We start from the raw sequence: 22,284 nt of genomic DNA, 5'->3' as shown, positions 1-22,284 counted from the left end.
GCGGGCGAGCGGGGTGTCAGCGGCGCGGCGCCGGGCGGTCCCGCCGCGTCGGGCGCCAGTCGCCCGGCCCCTCCGGCAGCAGGTCGAGCAGGCCCCACGCCGCGCACAGCGACCGCACGAGGTCGATCTCCCCGTCGGGCTCCCCGGCCGGCTCCCCGGCCGGCTCCCCGTCAGCCTCTCCGGTGGCCCCGGCCTCGCGGCTCGCGGAGCCCACCTCACCGGCCGGCCCCTGCCAGTGCAGGCGCACCCGACCGTCCTCACCCCAGTGGAAGACCGACAACACCGCCGTCGGCCGGCCGTCCTCGTCGCGCGCCCCGAGCCGGTCCAGGAGGTCGCCGGGCTGGGTGGAGGCCACGGGGACCCACGTCCACGCACGACGCGCCGCGACGGCGGCGAGCTGGCCGGGGCTGGCCGGGGCCAGCACCGCGACCCCGGCGCGCTCGGCCAGGTGCGGCGCGACGCCGTCCAGGCCGTCGACCCACATCGCGCAGGTCGGGCAGGGCTCGTCCCACCCCTCGTCGAACCGCATCCCGTAGGTCAGCAGCGTCCGGTGCGGGCCGAACAGGCCGCCCAGCGTGACCGGCTTGCCGCTGGCCGTCGTCAGCGGCGTGGCCGGGTCGACCTCGGGTCCCGGCGGGAGGGACCGGCGCAGGGCCGCGACCCGCTCGGCGGCGGCGCGGAGCTGGCGTTCGGCCGCCGCCAGCTCGGCGCGCGCCGCGCGGTGCTCCGCGGTCGCCGAGGCATGCACTGTGCGCACTGTGTCCACGGCCAGGGGACGCTACCGCCCTGACGGCCCCGTCCGCCTACGAGGAGCCCTCGCCCCGCACCATCCGCCGCAGCTTGGGCACGCGGTCGGCGAGCACGCGCTCCGCGCCGCGCGAGGTGGGCCGGTAGTAGTCCCGGCCGACGAGGCCGTCCGGCGCGTACTGCTGGGCCACCACGCCTTCGGGCACGTTGTGCGGGTAGCGGTAGCCCTGGGCGTTGCCCAGCCGGTTCGCGCCCGCGTAGTGGCCGTCGCGCAGGTGCGGGGGGACCGTGCCGGCCTCGCCCTTGCGGACGTCGGCGGCCGCGCTGTCGATCGCGGTGATCACCGCGTTGGACTTGGGCGCGGTCGCGAGGTGGATCGTGGCCTGCGCCAGCGCGAGCCGCCCCTCGGGCAGGCCGACGAGCTGCACGGCCTGCGCGGCGGCGACCGCGGTCTGCAACGCCGTCGGGTCGGCCATGCCGACGTCCTCGCTGGCGTGGACGATCAACCGGCGGGCGATGAACCTCGGGTCCTCGCCCGCCTCGATCATGCGGGCCAGGTAGTGCAGCGCGGCGTCGACGTCCGATCCCCGGATGGACTTGATGAACGCGCTGGTGACGTCGTAGTGCTGGTCGCCGGAGCGGTCGTAGCGCACGGCGGCCTTGTCCACAGTGGACTCCAGCGTGGGCAGGTCGATCACCCGCGCCTCGGTCGACGCGGCGGCGTCGGCGGCGGCCTCCAGCGCGGTGAGCGCCCGCCGCGCGTCGCCGCCCGCGAGGCGCACCAGGTGGTCCTCGGCGTCGGGCTCCAGGGTGAGCGCGCCGCCCAGCCCCCGCTCGTCGGCCAGCGCGCGGCGCACGAGCGCGCGCACGTCGTCGTCGGTCAGCGGGCGGAGCTGCAACACCAGCGAGCGGGACAGCAGCGGCGAGACCACCGAGAAGAACGGGTTCTCGGTGGTCGCGGCGACGAGCAGCACGACCCGGTCCTCCACCGCGCCGAGCAGGGCGTCCTGCTGGGTGCGGGAGAACCGGTGGACCTCGTCGATGAACAGCACGGTGGCCTCGCCGGAGCGGACCAGCCGGCGGCGCGCCTCCTCGATGACGCCGCGCACCTCCTTGACCCCGGCGGTCAGCGCCGACAACGCCACGAACCGGCGGCCGGTGGCCTGGGAGACCAGGGTGGCCAGCGTGGTCTTCCCGGTGCCCGGCGGGCCGTAGAGCAGCACGGACGCCGGAGCGGCCCCCTCGACCAGCCGGCGCAGCGGGGCGCCGGGGCCGAGCAGGTGCCCCTGCCCGACCACCTCGTCCAGCGAGCGCGGGCGCATCCGGACGGCCAGCGGGGCGTTCGCCGCCAGCCGCTCGCTCCCCGAGCCGGACGGACCGGGCGCGCCCAGTCCCACGACCGGCGCGGCGGCCTCCTGCCGGGAGCCGGGGCCGCCGACGTCGAAGAGGCCCTCGTCGAACAGCGCGTCGTCCACGACGCCGACGCTACCGCCCGCGCCCGACACGACCGGGGTTTGGGCGACTCACCCGAACGTGCGACACTCGTTGCCCGTGCCGTCACCCGCCGTCGAAGCCAGGCCCGCCCAGGTCGTTCTCCTCGCCGGGCCCTCCGGGTCCGGGAAGTCCACCCTCGCCGCCCGCCTCAACTGGCCCGTGCTCCGGCTGGACGACTTCTACCGCGACGGCGACGACCCGTTGCTGCCCAGGGACGCCGAGGGCAGGGTCGACTGGGACGACCCGGACGCGTGGGCGGTGGACGAGGCGTTCGAGGCCATCGCCGAGCTGTGCGCGCACGGGTCCGTGGCCGCGCCGGTCTACGAGATCGGCGCCGACCGCAGGGTGGACACGCGCGAGCTGCGGCTGGACGGCGCGCCGGTGTTCTTCGCCGAGGGGCTGTTCGCCGACCGGCTGGTCGGGCGGTGCCGGGAGGCCGGCCTGCTGGCCGACGCGCTGGTGCTGGCGCCCCGCGCGAGCGTGACGTTCGTCCGCCGGTTCGTGCGGGACGTGTCGGAGGCGCGGAAGCCCGTCCCGGTGTTGGTGCGGCGGGGGATGCGCCTGTGGCGGGAGCACCGGCACGTCGTGGACCGGTGCCTCCGTGCCGGCATGCGGGCCTGCCTGGCGCACGAGGCGGCGCGGGAGATGGCCGCGCTGCGGGCCGAGCTGGCGGCCCCGCCGCTGGTGGAGCCGGTGGCGGGGGCGGGTGTGGCCGCGCCGAACGCCACTGGTCCGATCGGTGATCGTCTCGTGAACACCTGATCCGAAGACTTTTCATCTTCGCTCGGTTACCCCACAGTAACGGGGTGTGAGCACCCCGTGGGACCGGCGCACCCTGTTACGCGCCACCGGAGCCGCCGCGCTGGGCGTCGCCGCGGCCGGCACCCTCCCGTCCGGCGCCCACGCCGCGACCGCCGCGGCCAGCACGTTCCAGCACGGCGTCGCCTCCGGCGACCCCCTCCCGGACGGCGTCCTGCTCTGGACCAGGGTCTCGCCGACCGAGGACGCCGTCCCCGGCTCCGGGGTCGGTCCCGAGGTCGAGGTGCGGTGGGAGGTCGCCACCGACGCCTCCTTCGGCGCGGTCGTCGCCTCCGGCGTCGTCCGCACCGGTCCCGACCACGACCACACGGTCAAGGTGGACGTGGGCGGGCTCGCCCCGGCCACGCGCTACGCCTACCGGTTCCACCACGGCGGCCAGACCTCCCCGGTGGGCTTCACGCGGACCGCGCCCGCCGCCGACGCCCCCGTGGCGCGCCTGCGCTTCGGCGTCGTCTCCTGCGCCAACTGGCAGGCGGGCCACTTCGGCGCGTACCGCTTCCTCGCCGAACGCGCCGACCTGGACGCCGTGCTCCACATGGGCGACTACCTCTACGAGTACGGGCCCGGCGGCTTCCCGCTCGGCTACTCGGTCCGCCCGCACGACCCGCCGCACGAGGCCGTCACCCTCGCCGACTACCGGCGGCGGCACGCCCAGTACAAGACGGACCCGCACCTCCAGCGGCTGCACGCCACCCACCCCTTCATCGTCACGTGGGACGACCACGAAGTCGCGAACGACGCGTGGTCCGGCGGAGCGCAGAACCACAGCCCGGACACCGAGGGCGACTACGCGACGAGGAAGGCCGCCGCGCACCGCGCGTACTTCGAGTGGATGCCGGTGCGCAACGTCGGGGACCGGATCTACCGCCGGCTCCGGTTCGGCCGACTGGCCGAGCTGTCGCTGCTCGACCTGCGCAGCTACCGGTCCCAGCAGGCCAAGCCGTTCGACGGCGCGGTGGACGACCCGAAGCGCACGATGACCGGCGCGGAGCAGATGCGCTGGCTCGTCGACGGCCTGGTGGGCTCGACCGCGCAGTGGAAGCTCGTCGGCACCTCGGTGATGGTCTCGCCGGTGCTCCTGCCGCCGCTGCCCGCCGAGCTGACCGCGCCCGTGGCCGAACTGCTCGGGCTGCCCAGGGAGGGCGGCGCGGTGCTCACCGACCAGTGGGACGGCTACGCCGCCGACCGCCGCACCCTGCTCCGCGCGCTGGCCGACCACCACGTGCGGGACACCGTGTTCCTCACCGGGGACATCCACTCGTCGTGGGCGTCGGACGTGCCGCTGGACGCCGGCACCTACCCGCTGAGCCCCTCGGTGGCGACCGAGCTGGTGTGCACGTCGGTCACGTCGGACAACATCGACGACTTCCTGAAGGCGCCGCCGCGCACCGCGTCGGTCCCGCTGGAGGCCGGGATCATGGCCCTGAACCGGCACATCCGGTGGGTGGAGCTGGACTCGCACGGCGCGTCGGTGCTGGAGGTGACGCCCGTCGCCGCCCAGATGGACTGGTACTACCTGGCGGACCGGAAGAAGGCGGACAGCGGGGTGACCCACGCCCGCTCCTACCGCGTCCGCGCCGGCACCCAGCGCGTCCAGCGGAGCTGGATCCCGCTCGACTGACTCGTCTCCCCCGGGCCGCCGGCGAGGAAACAGCCAAGGCCGAAGGCGGGGCCGACCGGGCCAGACGTCGGGAGGGGCAGACCTCGGGAGGGGCAGGGGCGTGGGTGGGGAACCGCCGTTCCCCACCCACGCCCCGCGCGTCACGCCCCTGACCTCACACCCCGACCTCGACCGGCGGCGACACCCGGACGTCGCTGTCGCCCCTGCGCCGCTGGGCGGCCCAGTTCTCCACGGCCTGGCGGCACGCCCGGTCGAGGTGCCGCACGCCGGACAGGTCCAGCCGGACCCGGCGGGCGGACGGCACCTCCTGCAACGCGGCCAGCAGCCGGGGCAGCCGCAGGAAGGTCGCGTTGCCGCTGAGCCGCACGAGCAGGTCGTCGCCGTCCTCCTGCCACGTGACGTGGAAGTGCGAGACGTCCCACGCCGCCTTCGCGACCGCCGCCGCCAGGCCGACCAGCACCCCGACGAGCAGGTCGACGGCGGCGATCACGCCGGCGGTGAGCACGACGATGCCGGCCTCGGCGCGGTGGGCCCGCGCCAGCGCGGCGAGCTGGCGCAGGTCGAGCAACTTCCAGCCGGCGTGCAGCAGCAACGCCGCCAGGGTGCTGAGCGGGACGAGGGCGAGCAGGCCCGGCAGCCAGACCGCGAAGAGCAGCAGCCAGGCGCCGTGCAGGACCCGCGACGCCTTCGTGCGGGCCCCCGCCTGGACGTTGGCGGCGCTGCGCACGATGACCGCGGTCATGGGCAACGCGCCGAGCATCCCGGCCGCGGTGTTGCCCACCCCCTGCGCGATCAGCTCGGTGTTGTACCGGGTGGGCGGGCCGGAGTGCATCCGGTCGACGGCCGCGGCGCTGAACAGGCTCTCGGCCGAGGCCACCAGGGCGAAGGTGACGGCCGCGCCGAGGACCGCGGGATCGGCGAGCATCCCGAACCGGTGCGGCCCCGGCGGGTCGATGACGGAGCCGAGCCCGCCGACCTCGACCGTGGCCACCGGCAGGCCGAACACGGCCACCGCCGCGGCGGTCAGCACCACGGCGACCAGGGCGCCGGGCACCACCCGCAGCCGGGCCGGCATCCGCTGCCAGCCCACGACCACGGCCAGCGTCAGCGCGCCCACGCCGAAGGACGCGGCGACGCTCGCCTGGTCCAGCCCGCCGACCAGGCCGGGCAGGCCCAGCAGCTTCTCCGCCGTGCTGCCCGGCTGCCGCGCGCCGAACACCGGGTAGACCTGGCCGAGCAGCAGCACCAGGCCGATGCCGGCGAGCATGCCCTGGACGACCGAGGGCGAGATCGCGCGGAACCAGCCGCCCAGCCTGGCCAGCCCCATCAGGACCTGCATCAGGCCGCTGGCCGCCACGATCACGCCGAGGGCCGGCAGCCCGTGCCGGGCCACCGCCTCGGCGACGAGCACGGTCAGCCCGGCCGCCGGCCCGCTGACCTGGAGGCTGCTGCCGGGCAGCACGCCCACCACCAGGCCGCCCACGATGCCGGTGACGATCCCCAACTCGGCGGGGGCGCCCGAGGCGACCGCCACGCCCACGCACAGCGGCACGGCCACCAGGAACACGACCAGCGACGCGCCGAGGTCCGCCACCGCGTCCCGACGCCACCACAGGGAGATCCGGTCCACGTAGTTCACGACACTCATGGCTTCTCCCCGCTCAGAGTGGCTGGAGGGCGGGCTCGGCCGGTTCGGCCCCCGGAGGGCACGACCAGACCACCCCGGTGTCCAGCTCGTAGAACCAGCCGTGCAGCCGGAGGTCGCCGCGCTCCACCCGGGACCGCACGAACGGGTAGTCGGCGAGCGTGGCGAGCTGTTCGGCGAGGTGGCGCCGAGCCGCCTCGCGCACGGCGGGGTCGGATTCGGCCACGGGCGCGCCGGGTCGCCCGGTCGTGAGGCGGAGCCAGTCGCGGACGGCCGGCAGCCGGTCCATCTGGTCGATGCGTTGCCGGGCGGCCACGGCCCCGCAGTGCGAGTGGCCGCAGACCACGACGTCGGAGACGCCCAGTTCCTCCACGGCGAACTCGATGGTGGCGATCTCGCTGCTGGGCCGGTCCTCCTGGTAGGGCGGCACGATGTTGCCCGCCGTCCTCAGCTCGAAGAGCTGGCCGGGGGCGGCGCCGGTGATCAGCGTCGGGACGACGCGGGAGTCGGAGCAGGTGATGAACAGGGCGACCGGTGACTGGCCGGCCGCGAGTCGGCGTCGCTGGGCGACGGGGATCCGCGCCTGGTGCGCGCGGGCGTTCTCGACGAGTTGCTCGAATGTCATCTCTTCGCCTCTGGGTCACTCGTTGTCCGATCGGGCCGAGGGAAGGCAGGGAACGGCCCGGTTTTCCAGCGGTGAACGCGGCGGCACGTGGACGGCGACAATGGCGCCCACGAAGGAACTCGGGGCGCTGCGCCATTCGCACCCGAGTCGTGCGGAACGAATCACCCGAACCGACCGAACGACGGCCGGTTGGAACCCCCGTCACCGCACTTCGATCATCAGCCTAGCGGAATTCCTCACCCGATGGGACAGATCGGTCGAACGTCATGAAGATCCACGAAACGGACAGCGACGGGAGTGGAAGCCGCACGTCAGGCGGACCCATCTGGTTGGCCCGCCGGTCTCTCAGCGGACGAAAAGGGACGCGCCCCAACGAGCGGCGTCGATTGACGAGGGGATTTCCCTCTTGTTTCCACGATGTTTCCGAAAGCGCACCCGACAGAAGCCGATCAGCGTCGGAACACCTGAAGCGCGGCGGTTGTCCGCGACACGGGGAGCCGTTCGGCGGACCCCGTTGTCATGAGATTTCCTCGACCGTGACAGGGAGGGCGACCGTCGTCCCGGGGAGCGGGACCGCGTCGCGCGACCCGACCCCGGGGAACGGCGCGACTCCGGAGCGAGGCGTCGGCCGACACCTCCCGTTCCGGTCGCGTCGCCTCGACCTCGCCGCACGGGGCGGCGGACGAGAAGGGCACCGAGGGCACCGCCGCCGAGGAGGACGGCGCCAACCCGAAGCCGACCAGGGCGAGGGCGAGAAGGCCGAGGACGACCACCCCGGCCGCACGCACCCCCCGCCAGCCCACGCCGCCCCCGTTCCGTCGGTCCGCCCGATTACCCAAAGTAGTTGATCGGTTGCCGAGCCTACCCGACTCCGTGAGTCAGATCACGACCTTTCCGACGAATCGGACACGAAATGGTTTCACCTTCTTGTGTCGGAGCGTGCCCTGATCTTCGATGCGCACCCCGTGTCCCATCAGCGGGCACACAGGGAGTGAGCAGCACGGACACGGCGCGGACCCCGGCTCCCCGCGCCCTGGTGTCGTGGAAGGCCGGACGCCCGTGGATCACGCGAGCAGCAGCGGGCCACCGCCACGACTCCACCCGATCAGGTGAACTCGTCAGGGGGGCGACACGTCGCCCGACCGTGGCGAGCAAGGTTCGGAAGGCCGCTGGTGTCGGGGAGCACTCCCACCGACGCCCGCCGCCAGGTGACCCGCCTGACCGACAGGTGGCCCGCCCGACCGAGAGGGGCAACCCGACGGGGCAATGGTCGCGCTCAGCTCACCGCCTGCCCGTCAGGTCAGGGCAGGCGCGGTTCAGCGGAACGCCGGGTACAGCGGCAGCTCCTGGTCCCCGAGGCCGAACCGGAACCGCAGCGCCGCCGCCACGGCCTCGGCATGGCCCGCGCTCTCCGGACACACCGGCCGGAGCTGCCCCGCCAACCGCTCCCACCGGTCCACCAGCGCCAGCGACCGGCGCGGCGACGGCAGGTGGGCGTCCACCGGGCGGTCGGGCTCGGTCGACCTGGGCAGGAACCACCACGTGGACACCCACACCCACAGGAGCTGGGCGTCGAGCAGCCGGGGCAGCACCGCCTCCTCGCTGAGGTCGGGCCAGGCCATCCGCACCTCGGCCTGCCAGGCCGCGACCATCGCCTCGGCCATGCCCGGCGGCAACGCGAACACGCACCAACAGGACGGGAACGGCACCCGCAGGTAGGCGGCGTCGAGCGCGACGTCCCGCACGCTGCCCCACTCGAAGTCGAGGAACCGGACGCCCCTGCTGGTCACGAGGTTGTTGTCCGGGCAGATGTCCGACGGGCTGAACGCCCGGTAGCGGGTGCCGCCGAGCAGCCGCGCGGTGCGGTGCGCGCGCTCCACCACGCGGTCCGGCGTCGGCACCCCGAGCGCCGCCGCGAGCAGGTCCGGCAGCTCGGTCAACGCCACCCTGGCGTGCCGGGCCACCGGGTCGTCCGCGCCAGCCCGGCCCAGGCGCCGCGCCAACGCCTCGAAGTCCGCCTCGCGCCCCGCGGTGGTGGCGTGCAGGCGGCCGAGCGAGCGCGCCCACCCGATCAACGCGCGCTCCGCCGCCCTGGCGTCCCCGCCGAGCAGCTTGTCGGCCAGCGTCGGCGCGCGGCCCAGGTCCTCCAGGACCAGCAGCCGCTCGTCCGCGTCGTAGGCGACCAGCTCCGGCCCGACGCGCTCCTCGGCCGCCATCGAGGTGAAGAGCTGGCAGCTCGCCACCTCCCTGGTGAACGCGTCCACTCCCTCCGGAGGCGCGCCCTTCCTGGCCACCGGCACCCGGTCGTGGTCGGGCAGCGAGCACGGCCGCCCCCGGACCGGACCCGCGCCGCCCGCGCCCCGGTAGTGCTTGACCACGAGGGTCCTCGGCAGTGAGAACGGGGTGGCGGCGACCTTGACCCGCGCGACCACCGACCGGCCGCTGCCGCCGAGGTCCTCGGGGTCGGCGAGCCGCACGGCCGCGCCGAACCGCCGGCTGAGCACGGCCTCGGCCGCCTTCACCGTCGCGGCCACCTCCGGACCGACCGGGTGCTCGTCGGCGATGTCCGGCGGTCCGGTGGTGATCTCCACACTCATCTCCTCCGACCCTACTCCCGATGTCGGCCCTCGGATCGTGACCCCGCGTCCCCGATCCGTTCCCCTCGGTCAACGAGCCCGACCGCGTCACCGTGATGAACGGTGGAACGGGGAGACAGTGTGACCGCGCGGGGTGCACGGACGGACACACAGAGGTAACGGTCGAGTGGGCGGACGGTTGCCCGCCGAACGGCCTAACCGGCGGCCAGCGGACGGCCGTTATCACCCTGACGGGTGTTCCGGGCGCCGCGCCGGCGCAACACCAGCACCAGCCACGCGGCCAGGACGATGCCCACCATGTTGACCGCGAGCTGGGCGAACGACCGGGCGCACAGGTCCCAGCGCCCAAGCACGGCGGCCACCGCCGCGAACCCCGCCGCCGGGACCGTGGTGACCGAGATGAACACCCCAACGAGCGCGGCCGACTTCGCCGAGGTCATGGCGAGCATGCCGGCCGCGCCGGCGAGCATCGCCACGATGAGGGAGAACGGGCCGACCTGGAACACGAAGTCGACCTGGGCGGCGCCCCGGTCGAGGACGCCGGGGCCGAACAGGCCAACGCCCTCGGCCAGCAGCGTGGCGCCGGCGGTGATCCCGGTGGCCACGAGGAAGCCCAGGAGCAACGCGACCACGGCGCGGCGCACCAGGTCCCAGCGCCGGCCGACCAGGCCGACCGCGACGGCGGCCAGCGGCCCGAACTCCGGGCCGACCACCATCGCGCCGACCACGGTGACCGCGGAGTCGGTCACCGCGCCCACCGCGGCCAGCAGGCACGCGATCGTGAGGAACGCCTGGAAGGTGGCGTTGAGCCGGGACTCCTCGCCGGTGCGGGAGATCAGCTCCTCCCACACCACCGCGTCGGCGCCCTCGCCGGGCGCGGCCTCCTCCGCCCGGTCCGCCGCGTCGGACAGGGCGGTGTCGATCGACTCCAGCGTGATGCCCCCGCTGTGGTCCACCCCGAGGCGACACAGCTCGGTCAGCACCTCGTCGGTGGCCTCGCGGGCCACCTCGGCCTCGACCACGTCGCCCTCGGGGTCGAGGGCGGCGCCCCGCAGCAGCACGAGGTGCGTGGCTCCGGGCACCTCACGCAGCACCCGGAGCACGTCCTCGGTCTGGTCCGCTGGGCAGACCACGCGGAGGTGCAGCACGCGGCGACTACACCTGGTGCGTCGGCTGCGCGTGCTTCGGCAGCTCCAGCGGGGCCTGCGCGGTCGCCGGCTTGGCGTCCACGCCCGCCTCCTTCCGCTGCTGCTCGGTGATCGGGGCCGGCGCCCCGGTCAGCGGGTCGAAGCCGCCGCCGGTCTTCGGGAACGCGATCACGTCCCGCAGCGAGTCCGCGCCCGCCAGCAGCATGCAGATCCGGTCCCAGCCGAAGGCGATGCCGCCGTGCGGCGGCGGGCCGTACTTGAAGGCGTCGAGCAGGAAGCCGAACTTGTCCCTCGCCTCCCGCTCGCCGATGCCGAGCAGGGAGAACACCCGCTCCTGCACGTCGCCCCTGTGGATGCGGATCGAGCCGCCGCCGATCTCGTTGCCGTTGCAGACCAGGTCGTAGGCCCAGGCCAGCGCCTGGTCCGGGGCCTGCTCGAACCGGTCGACCCACTCCGAGGTCGGCGAGGTGAACGGGTGGTGCAGCGCGGTCCAGCCGCCCTCGTCGTCCTTCTCGAACATCGGGAAGTCCACGACCCAGACGAACGACCAGGCGTTCTCGTCGACCAGGCCGCACCGCTGCGCGATCTCCAGCCGGGCCGCGCCGAGCAGGGCGCGGGCCTCGCGGGCCTCGCCGGCGGCGAAGAAGACGCAGTCGCCCGGCTCGGCGCCGGCGGCCTTGGCCAGGCCCTCGCGCTCGGCCTCGGACAGGTTCTTGGCCACCGGGCCGCCCAGCGTGCCGTCGCTGTTGACCAGCACGTAGGCCAGGCCCTTGGCGCCGCGCTGCTTGGCCCACTCCTGCCAGGCGTCGAGCTGCTTGCGCGGCTGGCTCGCGCCGCCCGGCATGACCACCGCGCCGACGTACGGCGCCTGGAAGACCCGGAACGGGGTGTCCTTGAAGTACTCGGTCAGCTCGGTCAGCTCCAGCCCGAACCGCAGGTCCGGCTTGTCCGAGCCGTACTTCGCCATCGCCTCGGCGTAGCTGATCCGCCGGATCGGGCCGTCGATCTCGTGGCCGGCCAGCTCCCGCCACAGCGCGCCGACGATCCGCTCGCCCAGCTCCATCACGTCGTCCTGCTCGACGAAGCTCATCTCGATGTCGAGCTGGGTGAACTCGGGCTGCCGGTCGGCGCGGAAGTCCTCGTCCCGGTAGCACCGGGCGATCTGGTAGTAGCGCTCCATGCCGGCGACCATCAGGAGCTGCTTGAAAAGCTGCGGCGACTGCGGCAGCGCGTACCAGCAGCCCGGCTGGAGCCGCGCCGGCACCAGGAAGTCACGGGCGCCCTCGGGCGTGGAGCGGGTCATGGTCGGGGTCTCGACCTCGACGAAGCCGCGCTCGTGCAGCACCTCGCGGGCGACGCGGTTGGCCTCGCTGCGCATCCGCAGCGCGCGGGCGGGGCCGGAGCGGCGCAGGTCCAGGTAGCGGTGCCGGAGCCGGACCTCCTCGCCGACGGTGAGGTGCTCGTCCAGCGGGAACGGCAGCGGGGCCGCCTCGCTGAGCACGTCCAGCTCGGTCGCGGTCACCTCGATGTCGCCGGTGGCGATCTCCGGGTTCTCGTTGCCCTCGGGGCGGCGCGCCACGGTGCCGACGATCCGGACGCAGAACTCGGCGCGCAGCCGGTGCGCGCGCTCCGCCATCTCGCCCTCGCGGAACACCACCTGGGCGACGCCGGAGGCGTCCCGCAGATCGATGAAGATCACGCCACCGTGATCGCGCCGCCGGGCCACCCAGCCGGTGAGGGTGACGGTCTGCCCGGCGTGCTCGGCGCGGAGGGTTCCGGCCTCGTGCGTACGCATCACGGGTGTCGATCTCCTTGTTGGTGCCTGTGGTGACGCGCGCGGTGTAGGGGACACGCGCGCGGTACGACTCGAAAAGGCTAACGAACGTCCGTGGCGCGCCGCCCAACAGGTTTCCGGCCGCGTCGGACGGTCGCCACCCACACCGGTCACGTTCGGTCACGAGTGCACAACGAGGCGGTTGCAGGTGTAACGCCGGGGCGCGGGAACGGGTTTCGGAATCGGTACCGTCACGGTGGGTGGGGCGTCCGTTGCGGGCGCCCCTGTTCATGTCCCGACCCCGGTTGGTGTGGAGGCTCCGATGTGGCAGTGGGTGGCGGCATCCGTCGTGGTCCTGACCCTGGCGGTGCGCGTGGTCGTCGCGCTGCACGACCGCCCGTCCCGGCCGAAGGCCCCGGCGACACAGCAGGACTGATCACCATCGGGTGAACCGGACCCGAGCGCTCTTCCGGCAGCGCGGGCGGCGGCTACGAACAGCCGCGTGAACGCCCCGAGGCAGTCGCGGCGAGAGCCCGCTCCGTGACACCTGAGCCCCCTGTCGAGCGGCCGCTGGTCCAACCAGCGCTGTTCCGGTCACTGACCGTCGACGAGTACCTGGCGCTCGGCGAGGACGAGCACGCCCGCTGCGAGCTCCAGGAGGGCGACCTCGTCATCGCGCCCAAGCCGGTGGCGCGCCACCAGATCGCGTCCCAGCGGCTGACCTTCCAGCTCGAACAGCAGATCCCCTCCCACCTGGAGGTCGTCCAGGGCATTGACGTCGATCTCGAACTCGCCCCACCGGACGGCCCCGGCACCGTCCGCTGTCCGGCCCTCGTCGTCGTGGACAGGCGACCTTGGAACGGTTGGACGAGGAAGGCGGGATCGCGCGCGCCTCCAAGATCCTCCTGGCCGTCGAGATCGTCTCCCCCGGATCACGACGCATGGACCACAAGACCAAGCACACCGAGTACGCCGACGCCGGGATCAGGCACTTCTGGATCCTGGATCTCCAACGTCCGGTCTCGCTCGTCGCCTGCCACCTGACCGAAGAGTTCGGTTACCAGGACGCGCCCACCGCCACCGGCACCTTCACCACGACCGACCCCTTCCCGGTCACCCTCAACATCGACCGTCTCACGATCGAGGGAACCCGTTCCGAAGCTGAATTCGACGGCGCGCACCCCCTCTAGAACAACGCGCGCCGTGAAGAACCCGCCTGGCAGACACGAGGAGAAGCCGTGACAGCGATCCCGGAACCGCCAGCCGAGCCCGCGCTCTCGCACCTCCTGGCCGGCGGAGCATGCCTGCTGACGGTGGAGGAGTACCTGGCGCTCGGCGAGGACGACCGCGTCCGCTGGGAGCTCCAGGAGGGCAACCTCGTGATCTCACCCGGCCCGGTGATGGACCACATGATCGCGTCCTTCGAACTGTGCGACCGGATCAAGCAGCAACTTCCCGGCCATCTCACGGCCATCCAGGAAGTCGACGTGAATCTGGAGCTCGCGCCGTCGGACGATCCGGGAACCGTACGCCGCCCAGACCTCGTCGTCGTCGAGAAGGCGACCGTCGAGCGGGTGCGGCGGGAGCGCGGGATAGCACGGGCTTCTGAGGTTCTCTTAGGTTCTCCTCATTGTCGAGATCGTCTCGCCCGGATCCCGACGCATGGATTACAAGATCAAGAGCGTGGAGTACGCCGACGCCGGCATCCCCCACTACTGGATCGTGGACATCGAGCACCCGGTCTCGCTCGTCGCCTGCCACCTGACCGACGAATTCGGCTACCAAGACGCGCCCGCCGCCACCGGCACCTTCACCACGACCGACCCCTTCCCGGTCACCCTCGACCTCGACCAGCTCCTCTGACCGCTCCGTCCGGCGCGGCTACAGCAGCGTGAGCTGCTCCGAGCCGCCGGGCGGGGCGCAGGGGGTCGAGGGAAGGTCGTCGGCGCCCGGCAGCGCGCCGTCCGGCCAGTCGCCTTCCTCGTCGCCGGGGATGCCGCGCAGCGGGCTTCCCTTCCGGGCGGTGGCGCGTGGCTCCAAGCCGTGTCTGCGGACCAGCGGGCGCACGCGTTCGGACAGCCACTTCCGGTAGCGCGGGTCGGCGTAGGAGCCGCGCGCGTAGAGCCGGCGGTAGCCCGGCACGAGTTTCGGGTGCTCCCGTTCCAGCCAGGCCATGAACCACTCGCGGGTGCCGGGCCGCAGGTGCAGCGGAAGCACCGTGACGCCGGTGGCCCCGGCCTCGGCGATCGACCGGAGCAGGTCGTCCAGCACGTCCACGGAGTCGGTCAGCCACGGCAGCACGGGCGCGACGAACACCCCGCAGGGCAGGCCCGCCTCGCGGGCCTTGCGCACCAGCTCCAACCTGGCCTGGGGGCTGGGTGTCCCCGGCTCCAGCGACGCCTGCGCCTCGCGGTCCACCAGCGCGATCGACACGCCGAGGCCGACCGGGACGTCCTGGGCGGCGTCGACCAGCAGCGGCAGGTCCCTGGCCAACAGCGTGCCCTTGGTGAGGATGGAGAAGGGCGTGCCCGACCCGGCCAACGCGGAGATGACGCCGGGCATGAGCTGGTAGCGCCCCTCGGCGCGCTGGTACGGATCGGTGTTGGTGCCCATGGCGACGTGCTCGCGTCGCCAGCGCGGCGCGGCCAGTTCGCGCGCCAGCACCTCGGCGACGTTGACCTTGACGATCACCTGGCTGTCGAAGTCCCGCCCGGCGTCGAGATCGAGGTACGTGTGGGAGCGCCGGGCGAAGCAGTAGACACACGCGTGCGAGCAGCCCCGGTAGGGGTTCACCGTCCAGCGGAAGGGCATCGCGGACTCGCCGGGCACCCGGTTGAGCGCCGACTTGGCGGCGATCTCGTGGAACACCATTCCCTGGAACTCGGGGGTGCGGACGCTGCGCACCAGACCGGGCAGGCCGGGCAGCGTCGGCGCCGTGACGAGGTCGCCGTCGGCCACGCGTTGCCCGTTCCACCGCATGGCCTAATTCGAACACGCGTTCGACGGCCTGGGCAACCCCGGTGACCCCGACCGGGGACACAGCGCCCCACCTGCGCGAATGAGGCGCTATTTCGCTCCGCGAGGCCACTTCGTTACAGGTTCGAGGCCGTAGGAAAGGTCACAGTTCGTCGCCCAAACCGGGACTTGCGTCCCACTTTTGGTCTAGCGTCGATCGGCGGTCCTGATCACCGACGGAAGGAGAGGTGTGTCCGTCCCGGCGACGAGCACGACCGAACCGACCCCACTCGACCGCGCCGCGGCCTCCCGCCGCCCGTCCCGACTGATCACCCTCGGGGTGTTCGGGCTCGGGCTGGTGGTGGCCTCGGTCTACATCGCCCTCACCCAGCCCCGGGTCTCCTGGCCGGCGCTGCTCGCGATGTTCGCCTTCTACGGCGTCTTCTACTGGCTCGGCGCGGTCGTGGCCGCCCGCAGAGCCAGCAACCTGGCGGAGACCCTGGTCGCCGGCCGCAGCCTCCCGCTGTGGATCGGCGTGTGCACGATGACCGCGACCTGGGTGGACGGCGGCTACATCAGCGGCACCGCCGAGGCCACCGCGTCCCGGGGCATGGTCTTCGCGCAGGCCCCGTGGGGCTACGCGCTGAGCATGCTCGTGGGCGGGCTGTTCTTCGCCGGCCCCATGCGCAGGGGCCGCTTCATGACCATGCTCGACCCGATGGACATCCGCTTCGGCAAGCGGGTGGCCGGACTGGGCTCGATCCCGGCGATGCTCGGCGAGGTGTTCTGGTCGGGGGCCGTCCTCACCGCCCTGGGCACCACCTTCGCCGTCATCGTCGGCCTCGACTTCACGCCGGCGATCATCATCTCGGCGGCGATCGGCATCGCCTACACCGTGGCCGGCGGCGCGTGGTCGGTCGCGATGACCGACGTCGCGCAGATCATCGTGATCTTCATCGGGCTGTTCCTGGCGCTGCCGTTCGCCGCGGGCGCCGTCGGCGGGCTCGGCGCGGCGTGGGACTCCTACTCCGACCACATGGGCAGCTACGCCTCCCTGTTCCCGCCGCTGACCGGGTGGGACGACCCGGCGTGGGGTCCGAAGTGGTGGAACTGGTGGGACATGGGGCTGCTGCTGGTCCTCGGCGGCATCCCGTGGCAGGTGTACTTCCAGCGCGTCCTGTCCAGCAAGGACGAGCGGACCGCGCGTCGCCTGTCCTTCGCCGCCAGCGGGCTGTGCCTGGTGGCCGCGATCCCCCCTGCGCTGTTCGGCGTCATCGCCTCGGCGGCCGACTTCACCGCGCACGGCGCTCCGCCGATCGACAACCCGGCGCTGACCGTTCCCTACGTGCTGCGCTACCTGCTGCCGACCGGGATCGCGATCGTCGCGCTGGGCGCGATGGCCGGCGCTGTGATGTCCAGTGTGGACGCCTCGATCCTGTCCGCCGCCTCCATGGGCGGTTGGAACCTCTACCGCAGGCTGGTCAACCCGAAGGCCGGCGACGAGCGGGTGCGCCGCGTGGTGCGCAGGGTCGGGATCCTCGTGGGGGCGGCCGCGACCGTGCTGGCGCTCAACGTCGGCAGCGTCTACCAGCTCTGGTACCTGGCCAGCGACCTGGTCTACGTGCTGTTGTTCCCGATGCTGGTGTGCGCGTTGTTCGTCCCGTTCGCCAACCGGACCGGGGTGCTGTCCGGCTTCGTGGTCGGCCTGGTGATCCGGGCCAGCGGTGGCGAGCCGACCTTCGGCCTCCCGGCGTTCCTGCCGTGGCCGTGGGAGGAGGACGGCGCCGTGCTGTTCCCGTTCCGCACCGTCGCGATGGTGACCGGACTGGTCACCACGCTGGCGGTCTCCTGGCTGACCCGACGCGTCGACCGACCGGTCCCGCTGTCGGCCCTGCGTCCGGACTCCCCGGAACGCCAGGCCATCGGCCTGGCCAGCCCCATCACCAAGGAGGTGACCGCATGACCCGCACGGCCAGGACGCCGAGCGGTCTGCTGATCGACGGCCGGTGGACCGACACCGCCGGCGGCACCCGCGAGGTGCGCTCCCCGCACGACGACCACGTCGTCGCCGTCGTCGCGGAGGCGACGGCGGAGGACGTGCGCGCGGCCGTGGCCGCCGCGCGTCGCGCCTTCGACTCCGGCCCGTGGCCGACGCTGCCGGCCGCGGAGCGCGGCGCGGTCGTGAGCCGGATCGGCGAGCTGGTGCGGGAGCACACCGAGGAGCTCGCCGAGCTGGAGAGCCTGGACACCGGCAAGCCGTTGGCGGACAGCCGGCAGGACATGGCCGACGTGGCCGCGGTCTTCGGCTACTACGGCGGCCTCGGCCCCGCGCTGTCCGGCAGGACGGTGGAGCCGCCGACGCGGGACGTGGCCAGCGAGGTGGTGCGCGAGCCGGTCGGCGTGTGCGCGCAGATCACGCCGTGGAACTACCCGTTGTTGCAGGCGTCGTGGAAGCTCGCGCCGGCGTTGGCGGCGGGCTGCACCGTGGTGATCAAGCCCAGCGAGCTGACGCCGCTGACCACCCTGCGGCTGGCCGAGCTGGCCGCCCCGCTGCTCCCCGACGGCGTGCTCAACGTCGTGCTGGGCGCGGGCGATCCGGTGGGCAGGGCGATGGTCACCGACCCTGACGTGGACATGGTGTCGTTCACCGGCGGCCTGTCCACCGGCCGACGGATCATGGCCGACGCCGCGGCGACGGTGAAGAAGGTGGCGCTGGAGCTCGGCGGCAAGAACCCCAACGTGGTGTTCGCCGACGCGGACTTCGACGCGGCGGTGGACAACGCGCTGAGCGCGGCGTTCTTCCACGCCGGCCAGGTGTGCTCGGCGGGGGCGCGGCTGTTGGTGCAGCGCGAGCTGCACGAGCGGTTCGTGTCCGCGCTCGTGGAGCGGATCGGGGAGATCCGCCTCGGCGACGGGTTCGCCGAACAGAATGTCCACAGTGGAGAGACACCCGAGACCGTCCACATCGGACCCCTGATCTCGCGCGCGCACCGCGACAAGGTGGCCGCGATGGTCGACGCCACCGTCGCCGAGGGCGCGGTACCGCGCGCCGGCGGACGAGCGCCGGAGGACCCCGCGCTGGCGAACGGCTGGTACTACCTGCCGACCGTGCTCGACGGCTGCCGCTCCGACATGACCGCGGTGCGCGAGGAGGTCTTCGGCCCGGTCATGACCGTCGAGGTCTTCGACACCGAGGACGAGGCGGTGGCGATGGCCAACGACACGATCTACGGCCTGGCCGGCGCGGTGTGGACCGGCGACGCCGGCAGGGCGCGCCGGGTCGCCCGGCGGCTGCGGCACGGAACGGTGTGGATCAACGACTACCACCCGTACGTCCCGCAGGCCGAGTGGGGCGGGTTCAAGCAGTCCGGCGTCGGGCGCGAACTCGGCCCGACCGGGCTGGAGGAATACACCGAGCCCAAGCACATCTACCACAACCTGCGGCCGGCCCGGTCGGGCTGGCTGGGCACCGGCGGAGGGAACGAGGCGTGACCGGCAAGCACCAGCTCCTCGGCGAGTTCGACGTCGTCGTCGTGGGCGGCGGCAGCGCGGGGGCCACGGCCGCCCGGCGGCTGGCCGAACTCGGCGCGGGCACCGTCGCCCTGGTGGAGGCGGGTCCGTCGGACGAGGGCCGCGACGAGGTGCTCCGGCTGCGCCGGTGGACCGAGCTGCTGGAGTCCGAGTACGACTACGACTACCGCATCGAGCCGCAGGCCAGGGGCAACGGCCGCATCCGGCACGCCAGGGCGAAGGTGCTCGGCGGCTGCTCGTCGCACAACTCCTGCATCGCCTTCTTCCCCCCTGACCGGGACCTGGCGGAGTGGGAGAAGCTGGGCGCGGCCGGCTGGGGCCCCGAGGCGGTCGCCCCCGCCGTGGCCGCCGTCCGCGAGCGGGTCCACGTCGCCGAGCCGCCCGAGGACAACCCGCTCAACCACGCCGTGCTCGACGCCTGCGCCGAGCTGGGGCTGCCCACCGTGCGGTTCAACCAGGGCGGCCAGCTCACGGCCGGAGCCGGCCGGTTCCAGCTCAACGTCCTGGACGGCATCCGCCAGTCGTCGTCGGTGTCCTACCTGCACCCGCTGGCCGCGCTGCCGGAGGAACTCACCGTCCTCACCGGCACCAGGGCGCTGCGGGTGCTCGTGGAGCACGGCCGCGCGACCGGCGTCGCCACCGACCAGGGCATCCTGCGCGCCCGGCGGGAGGTGGTCGTCTCGGCGGGGGCGTTCGACACCCCGAAGCTGCTGATGCTGTCCGGCATCGGGCCGGCCGACCAGCTTCGCGCGCTCGGGATCGACGTGGTGGCCGACCTCCCGGTCGGCGAGCACCTGCTCGACCACCCCGAGGGCGTGCTGAACTGGGAGTCCCAGCGCCCGCTGGACTTCCCGAGCGCGCAGCTCTGGGAGGTCGGGATCTTCGCCAACGTGCTGGACCCCGAGCACCCGGACCTGATGTTCCACCTCGGTCTTGAGGTGTTCGACATGCAGACCGGGCCGGCCGGGTTCCCCACCGCCGAACACGGGTTCTCCCTGACCCCGAACGTGGCCAGGGCGCGCAGCGAGGGCGTGGTCCGGTTGCGCTCGGCCGACCCGGACGCGCCGCCGTCGATCGACTTCCGGTACTTCACCGACCCGGAGGGCTACGACGAGCGGATCATGCTCGCCGGCGTGCACCTGGCCAGGGAGATCATGGCCCAGCGGTCGGTGCGGGACTGGGTGGGCAAGGAGCTGTCGCCGGGCGCGGCCATGGTGGACGACGCCGAGCTGTCCGAGTACGTCCGCCGGACCGCGAACACCGTCTACCACCCGGCCGGCACCTGCCGGATGGGCGCGCCCGACGCGGCCACCACGGTGGTGGACCCGGAGCTGCGGGTCCTCGGCGTCGAGGGCCTGCGGGTGGCCGACGCCTCGGTGTTCCCGAGCATGACCACGGTCAACCCGAACCTGACCTGCATGGTGGTCGGGGAACGGCTGGCCCGGTTCGTCACCGGGCGCCACCGCCCGGCGGAGGGCACCACGCCGGTGGCCGCGCGAAGGCGGTAGGCACTATGTGACGGGTGACGACCAGCGACGGGCGGCGGTCGCCGTCGGCCGAGTCCCGGCCCACGGCGACCGCCACGCCGCGTTCCCCCCGCCGCGCCCGGACCCGCCGGGCGGAGGACCGCTCCCCCGAACCCGATCTGCCCGCGCACGGCCACGGTCATGGACATGGACATGGACACGGACACGGCCACGGGCCGGTCGAGCCCGCGTCGCGCCGGGTGCGGCTCCTGCTCGCCGCCCTGCTCGTGCCCTGCGCGCTCGCGTCGCTGGTCGGGGTGCTCCTGCTCTACCCCTTCGGCCAGGAGCCCACGACGAGCGACAAGCTCGGCGCGCACCAGATGCCGGTGCACGCCGAGGTCACGGCGGTGGCGAGCAGCCCGTGCACGACGGGGAACCAGCCTCCTCCCCCGCCCTCCCCGCACGCCGCCGGAGACGCCACGGAGTGCCTGACGGTCACCGTGCGGCTCACCGACGGGCCGGCCGTCGGCCTGTTGATCCAGCAGCGGGTCCCGCGGGAGCCCAGCACCCCGACGTACACCGTGGGCGACCGCGTGGTGTTGGCCTACGCCGGCGCCGACCCGAGGGACGCGGGCTCGTACCAGCTCGTCGACTTCCAACGCGGGTGGCCGCTCGCCGTGCTCGGCGGGGTGTTCGCGCTGGCCGTGCTGGTGCTGGCCCGCTGGCGCGGACTGGCCGCGCTCGGCGCGTTGGTGATCAGCTTCGGGGTGCTGACCTGGTTCGTGCTGCCGGCGATCCTCGCCGGGCGCAGCCCGGTCGCGGTGGCGGTCGTCGCCTCCGGGGTGATCATGTTCGTCGCCCTGTACCTCACGCACGGCCGCACCGCGCGCACCTCCACCGCCGTGCTCGGGACCCTGGCCAGCCTGGTCCTGATCGGCGCGCTCGGCTGGGCTTTCGCCGCCGCGACCAGGCTCACCGGCCTCGACGAGGACACCGCCAACCTGATCGGCCTGCTCGGCCACGGCATCGACGCCAGGGGACTGCTCCTGGCCGGCGTGCTCATCGGCGCGCTGGGCGTGTTGGACGACGTGACCGTCACGCAGGCCAGCGCGGTGTGGGAGCTGCGCAGGGCCAACCCGGCCCTGGGCTGGCGGCAGCTCTACGCGGCCGGCCTGCGGATCGGACGGGACCACGTCGGCTCGGCGGTCAACACGTTGTTCATGGCCTACGCGGGCGCGGCCCTGCCGATGCTGCTGGCCTACTCGGTGTCCGGCCGGAGTTTCGGCGAGGTGGTGACCGCGCAGGTGGTCGCCTCGGAGGTGGTGCGGACCCTGGTGGGCAGCGTCGGGCTGGTGGCGGCCGTCCCGGTCACCACGGCGCTGGCCGCGTGGGTCGCCGTGCACGAGCCGCCGCCCGCCGAGCCCGCCTCGGACTCCACCCCGGCCTCGACGGCCATCGCGAACGATCCCAACCCGGATGAGGCGCGACAGTCCGGCCCCTCGGATGTCACGGACGATCACGCCCCCGACAGCGGGAACGAACGCCGTACTTCCGATGTCGCACACGCTCGCGCGCCCGTCAGCGGCGCCCGGGACGACGAGACACCACGCGCCCGACCGAAGACCGACAAGGACAGGCCCACTCCCCGCCGGACCCCGACAGGGCCGACCGCGTCTCCCGCGCACCGGAATCCGGAGGAGCATTCCCCGCCGCCCGCCTGGCCCACCGCGGCCCCGACCCGGCGTCGCGCCGTGGACATGGACGCGCCGACCGCCCCCATTCCCGTGGTCGACGCTCGCCCGCCCACGCACCACCCACTGCCCCACCGCCCGGCACGGCGTCCGTAGCTCCTCGCGGCACCG

Annotated in this window: 16 protein-coding genes and 2 pseudogenes; 10 read left to right on the top strand and 8 right to left on the bottom strand. The window is 73.5% G+C overall.

Annotated features, from left to right (window positions below):
* Positions 1-16: 16 nt before the first annotated feature.
* Both LX15_RS10520 and LX15_RS10515 read right to left on the bottom strand, forming a co-directional pair.
* A complete protein-coding gene (locus LX15_RS10520; RefSeq protein WP_253669332.1) occupies positions 17-748 on the bottom strand; it encodes a DUF899 family protein in 732 nt (243 codons plus the stop codon).
* 55 nt (positions 749-803) lie between these two features.
* Positions 804-2,144 (bottom strand): replication-associated recombination protein A, encoded by a 1,341-nt coding sequence (locus tag LX15_RS10515; protein WP_253669413.1) that lies wholly within the window; start codon positions 2,142-2,144, stop codon positions 804-806.
* Between the two features lie 154 nt (positions 2,145-2,298).
* Here LX15_RS10515 and LX15_RS10510 point away from each other — a divergent pair, with 154 nt between their 5' ends.
* Positions 2,299-3,003, top strand: a complete 705-nt coding sequence (locus tag LX15_RS10510) for a uridine kinase family protein (protein ID WP_253669331.1) — start codon at positions 2,299-2,301, stop codon at positions 3,001-3,003.
* 46 nt (positions 3,004-3,049) lie between these two features.
* Entirely contained in the window at positions 3,050-4,681 is a 1,632-nt protein-coding gene (locus LX15_RS10505; protein ID WP_253669330.1) for an alkaline phosphatase D family protein, read from the top strand.
* Between the two features lie 154 nt (positions 4,682-4,835).
* Here LX15_RS10505 and LX15_RS10500 read toward each other — a convergent pair whose 3' ends face one another.
* From LX15_RS10500 to aspS, 5 genes are all read right to left on the bottom strand, one after another.
* The gene (locus LX15_RS10500) at positions 4,836-6,329 is read right to left on the bottom strand and encodes a SulP family inorganic anion transporter (RefSeq protein WP_253669329.1); all 1,494 of its coding nucleotides are present in this window, start codon (positions 6,327-6,329) and stop codon (positions 4,836-4,838) included.
* 13 nt (positions 6,330-6,342) lie between these two features.
* Positions 6,343-6,951 carry a carbonic anhydrase gene (locus LX15_RS10495; RefSeq protein WP_253669328.1) on the bottom strand — a complete coding sequence of 203 codons (609 nt, stop codon included), beginning with the start codon at positions 6,949-6,951 and terminating at the stop codon, positions 6,343-6,345.
* 1,316 nt (positions 6,952-8,267) lie between these two features.
* Entirely contained in the window at positions 8,268-9,548 is a 1,281-nt protein-coding gene (locus tag LX15_RS10490) for a hypothetical protein (protein WP_253669327.1), read from the bottom strand.
* A gap of 194 nt (positions 9,549-9,742) precedes the next feature.
* Positions 9,743-10,696, bottom strand: coding sequence for a DUF389 domain-containing protein (locus tag LX15_RS10485; RefSeq protein WP_253669326.1), 954 nt, complete (start codon positions 10,694-10,696; stop codon positions 9,743-9,745).
* Positions 10,697-10,703: 7 nt separating this feature from the next.
* Complete coding sequence (aspS, locus tag LX15_RS10480; RefSeq protein ID WP_253669325.1) at positions 10,704-12,494, bottom strand: aspartate--tRNA ligase; 1,791 nt, start codon at positions 12,492-12,494, stop codon at positions 10,704-10,706.
* A 516-nt stretch (positions 12,495-13,010) separates the two neighbouring features.
* Here aspS and LX15_RS10475 point away from each other — a divergent pair.
* The 4 genes and pseudogenes from LX15_RS10475 to LX15_RS10460 form a co-directional block, all read left to right on the top strand.
* Positions 13,011-13,286: pseudogene (locus LX15_RS10475) on the top strand (hypothetical protein); the annotation flags it as partial.
* A gap of 38 nt (positions 13,287-13,324) precedes the next feature.
* A complete protein-coding gene (locus LX15_RS10470; RefSeq protein WP_253669324.1) occupies positions 13,325-13,660 on the top strand; it encodes a Uma2 family endonuclease in 336 nt (111 codons plus the stop codon).
* A gap of 48 nt (positions 13,661-13,708) precedes the next feature.
* Positions 13,709-13,996: pseudogene (locus LX15_RS10465) on the top strand (Uma2 family endonuclease); the annotation flags it as partial.
* A gap of 136 nt (positions 13,997-14,132) precedes the next feature.
* Positions 14,133-14,333, top strand: coding sequence for a PDDEXK family nuclease (locus LX15_RS10460; protein WP_253669323.1), 201 nt, complete (start codon positions 14,133-14,135; stop codon positions 14,331-14,333).
* A gap of 18 nt (positions 14,334-14,351) precedes the next feature.
* Here the strand turns inward: LX15_RS10460 and LX15_RS10455 are convergent, their stop codons facing one another.
* On the bottom strand, positions 14,352-15,449 hold the full coding sequence (locus LX15_RS10455) for an Rv2578c family radical SAM protein (protein ID WP_253669322.1): 1,098 nt from the start codon (positions 15,447-15,449) through the stop codon (positions 14,352-14,354).
* 226 nt (positions 15,450-15,675) lie between these two features.
* On the opposite strand from LX15_RS10455, the gene LX15_RS10450 reads away from it, so the two are divergent.
* The 4 genes from LX15_RS10450 to LX15_RS10435 are packed head-to-tail and all read left to right on the top strand — an operon-like array spanning position 15,676 to position 22,269.
* Positions 15,676-17,388: a high affinity choline transporter 1 gene (locus tag LX15_RS10450; protein WP_253669321.1), complete on the top strand. Its 1,713-nt coding sequence runs from the start codon at positions 15,676-15,678 to the stop codon at positions 17,386-17,388.
* Positions 17,385-18,917: an aldehyde dehydrogenase family protein gene (locus tag LX15_RS10445; RefSeq protein WP_253669320.1), complete on the top strand. Its 1,533-nt coding sequence runs from the start codon at positions 17,385-17,387 to the stop codon at positions 18,915-18,917. The genes LX15_RS10450 and LX15_RS10445 overlap by 4 nt, the downstream gene beginning before the upstream one ends.
* Entirely contained in the window at positions 18,914-20,464 is a 1,551-nt protein-coding gene (locus LX15_RS10440) for a GMC family oxidoreductase (RefSeq protein ID WP_253669319.1), read from the top strand. Before LX15_RS10445 ends, LX15_RS10440 begins: the two co-directional genes overlap by 4 nt.
* A 14-nt stretch (positions 20,465-20,478) precedes the next feature.
* The gene (locus LX15_RS10435) at positions 20,479-22,269 is read left to right on the top strand and encodes a YibE/F family protein (RefSeq protein WP_308213442.1); all 1,791 of its coding nucleotides are present in this window, start codon (positions 20,479-20,481) and stop codon (positions 22,267-22,269) included.
* The last annotated feature ends 15 nt before the right edge of the window (positions 22,270-22,284 follow it).

It is taken from the genome of Streptoalloteichus tenebrarius (assembly GCF_024171885.1).
GTDB lineage: Bacteria > Actinomycetota > Actinomycetes > Mycobacteriales > Pseudonocardiaceae > Streptoalloteichus > Streptoalloteichus tenebrarius.
The sequence above is the reverse complement of the archived record's forward strand: the minus strand, read 5'-3'. Positions and strand labels throughout refer to the sequence as shown.

Bases quoted from the DNA above. Each gene is read 5' to 3' on its own strand.
- LX15_RS10500 (WP_253669329.1), bottom strand. From the start codon at position 6,329: ATGAGTGTCGTGAACTACGTGGACCGGATCTCCCTGTGGTGGCGTCGG.
- LX15_RS10495 (WP_253669328.1), bottom strand. From the start codon at position 6,951: ATGACATTCGAGCAACTCGTCGAGAACGCCCGCGCGCACCAGGCGCGG.
- LX15_RS10490 (WP_253669327.1), bottom strand. From the start codon at position 9,548: ATGAGTGTGGAGATCACCACCGGACCGCCGGACATCGCCGACGAGCAC.
- LX15_RS10460 (WP_253669323.1), top strand. From the start codon at position 14,133: ATGGATTACAAGATCAAGAGCGTGGAGTACGCCGACGCCGGCATCCCC.
- LX15_RS10455 (WP_253669322.1), bottom strand. From the start codon at position 15,449: ATGCGGTGGAACGGGCAACGCGTGGCCGACGGCGACCTCGTCACGGCG.
- LX15_RS10445 (WP_253669320.1), top strand. From the start codon at position 17,385: ATGACCCGCACGGCCAGGACGCCGAGCGGTCTGCTGATCGACGGCCGG.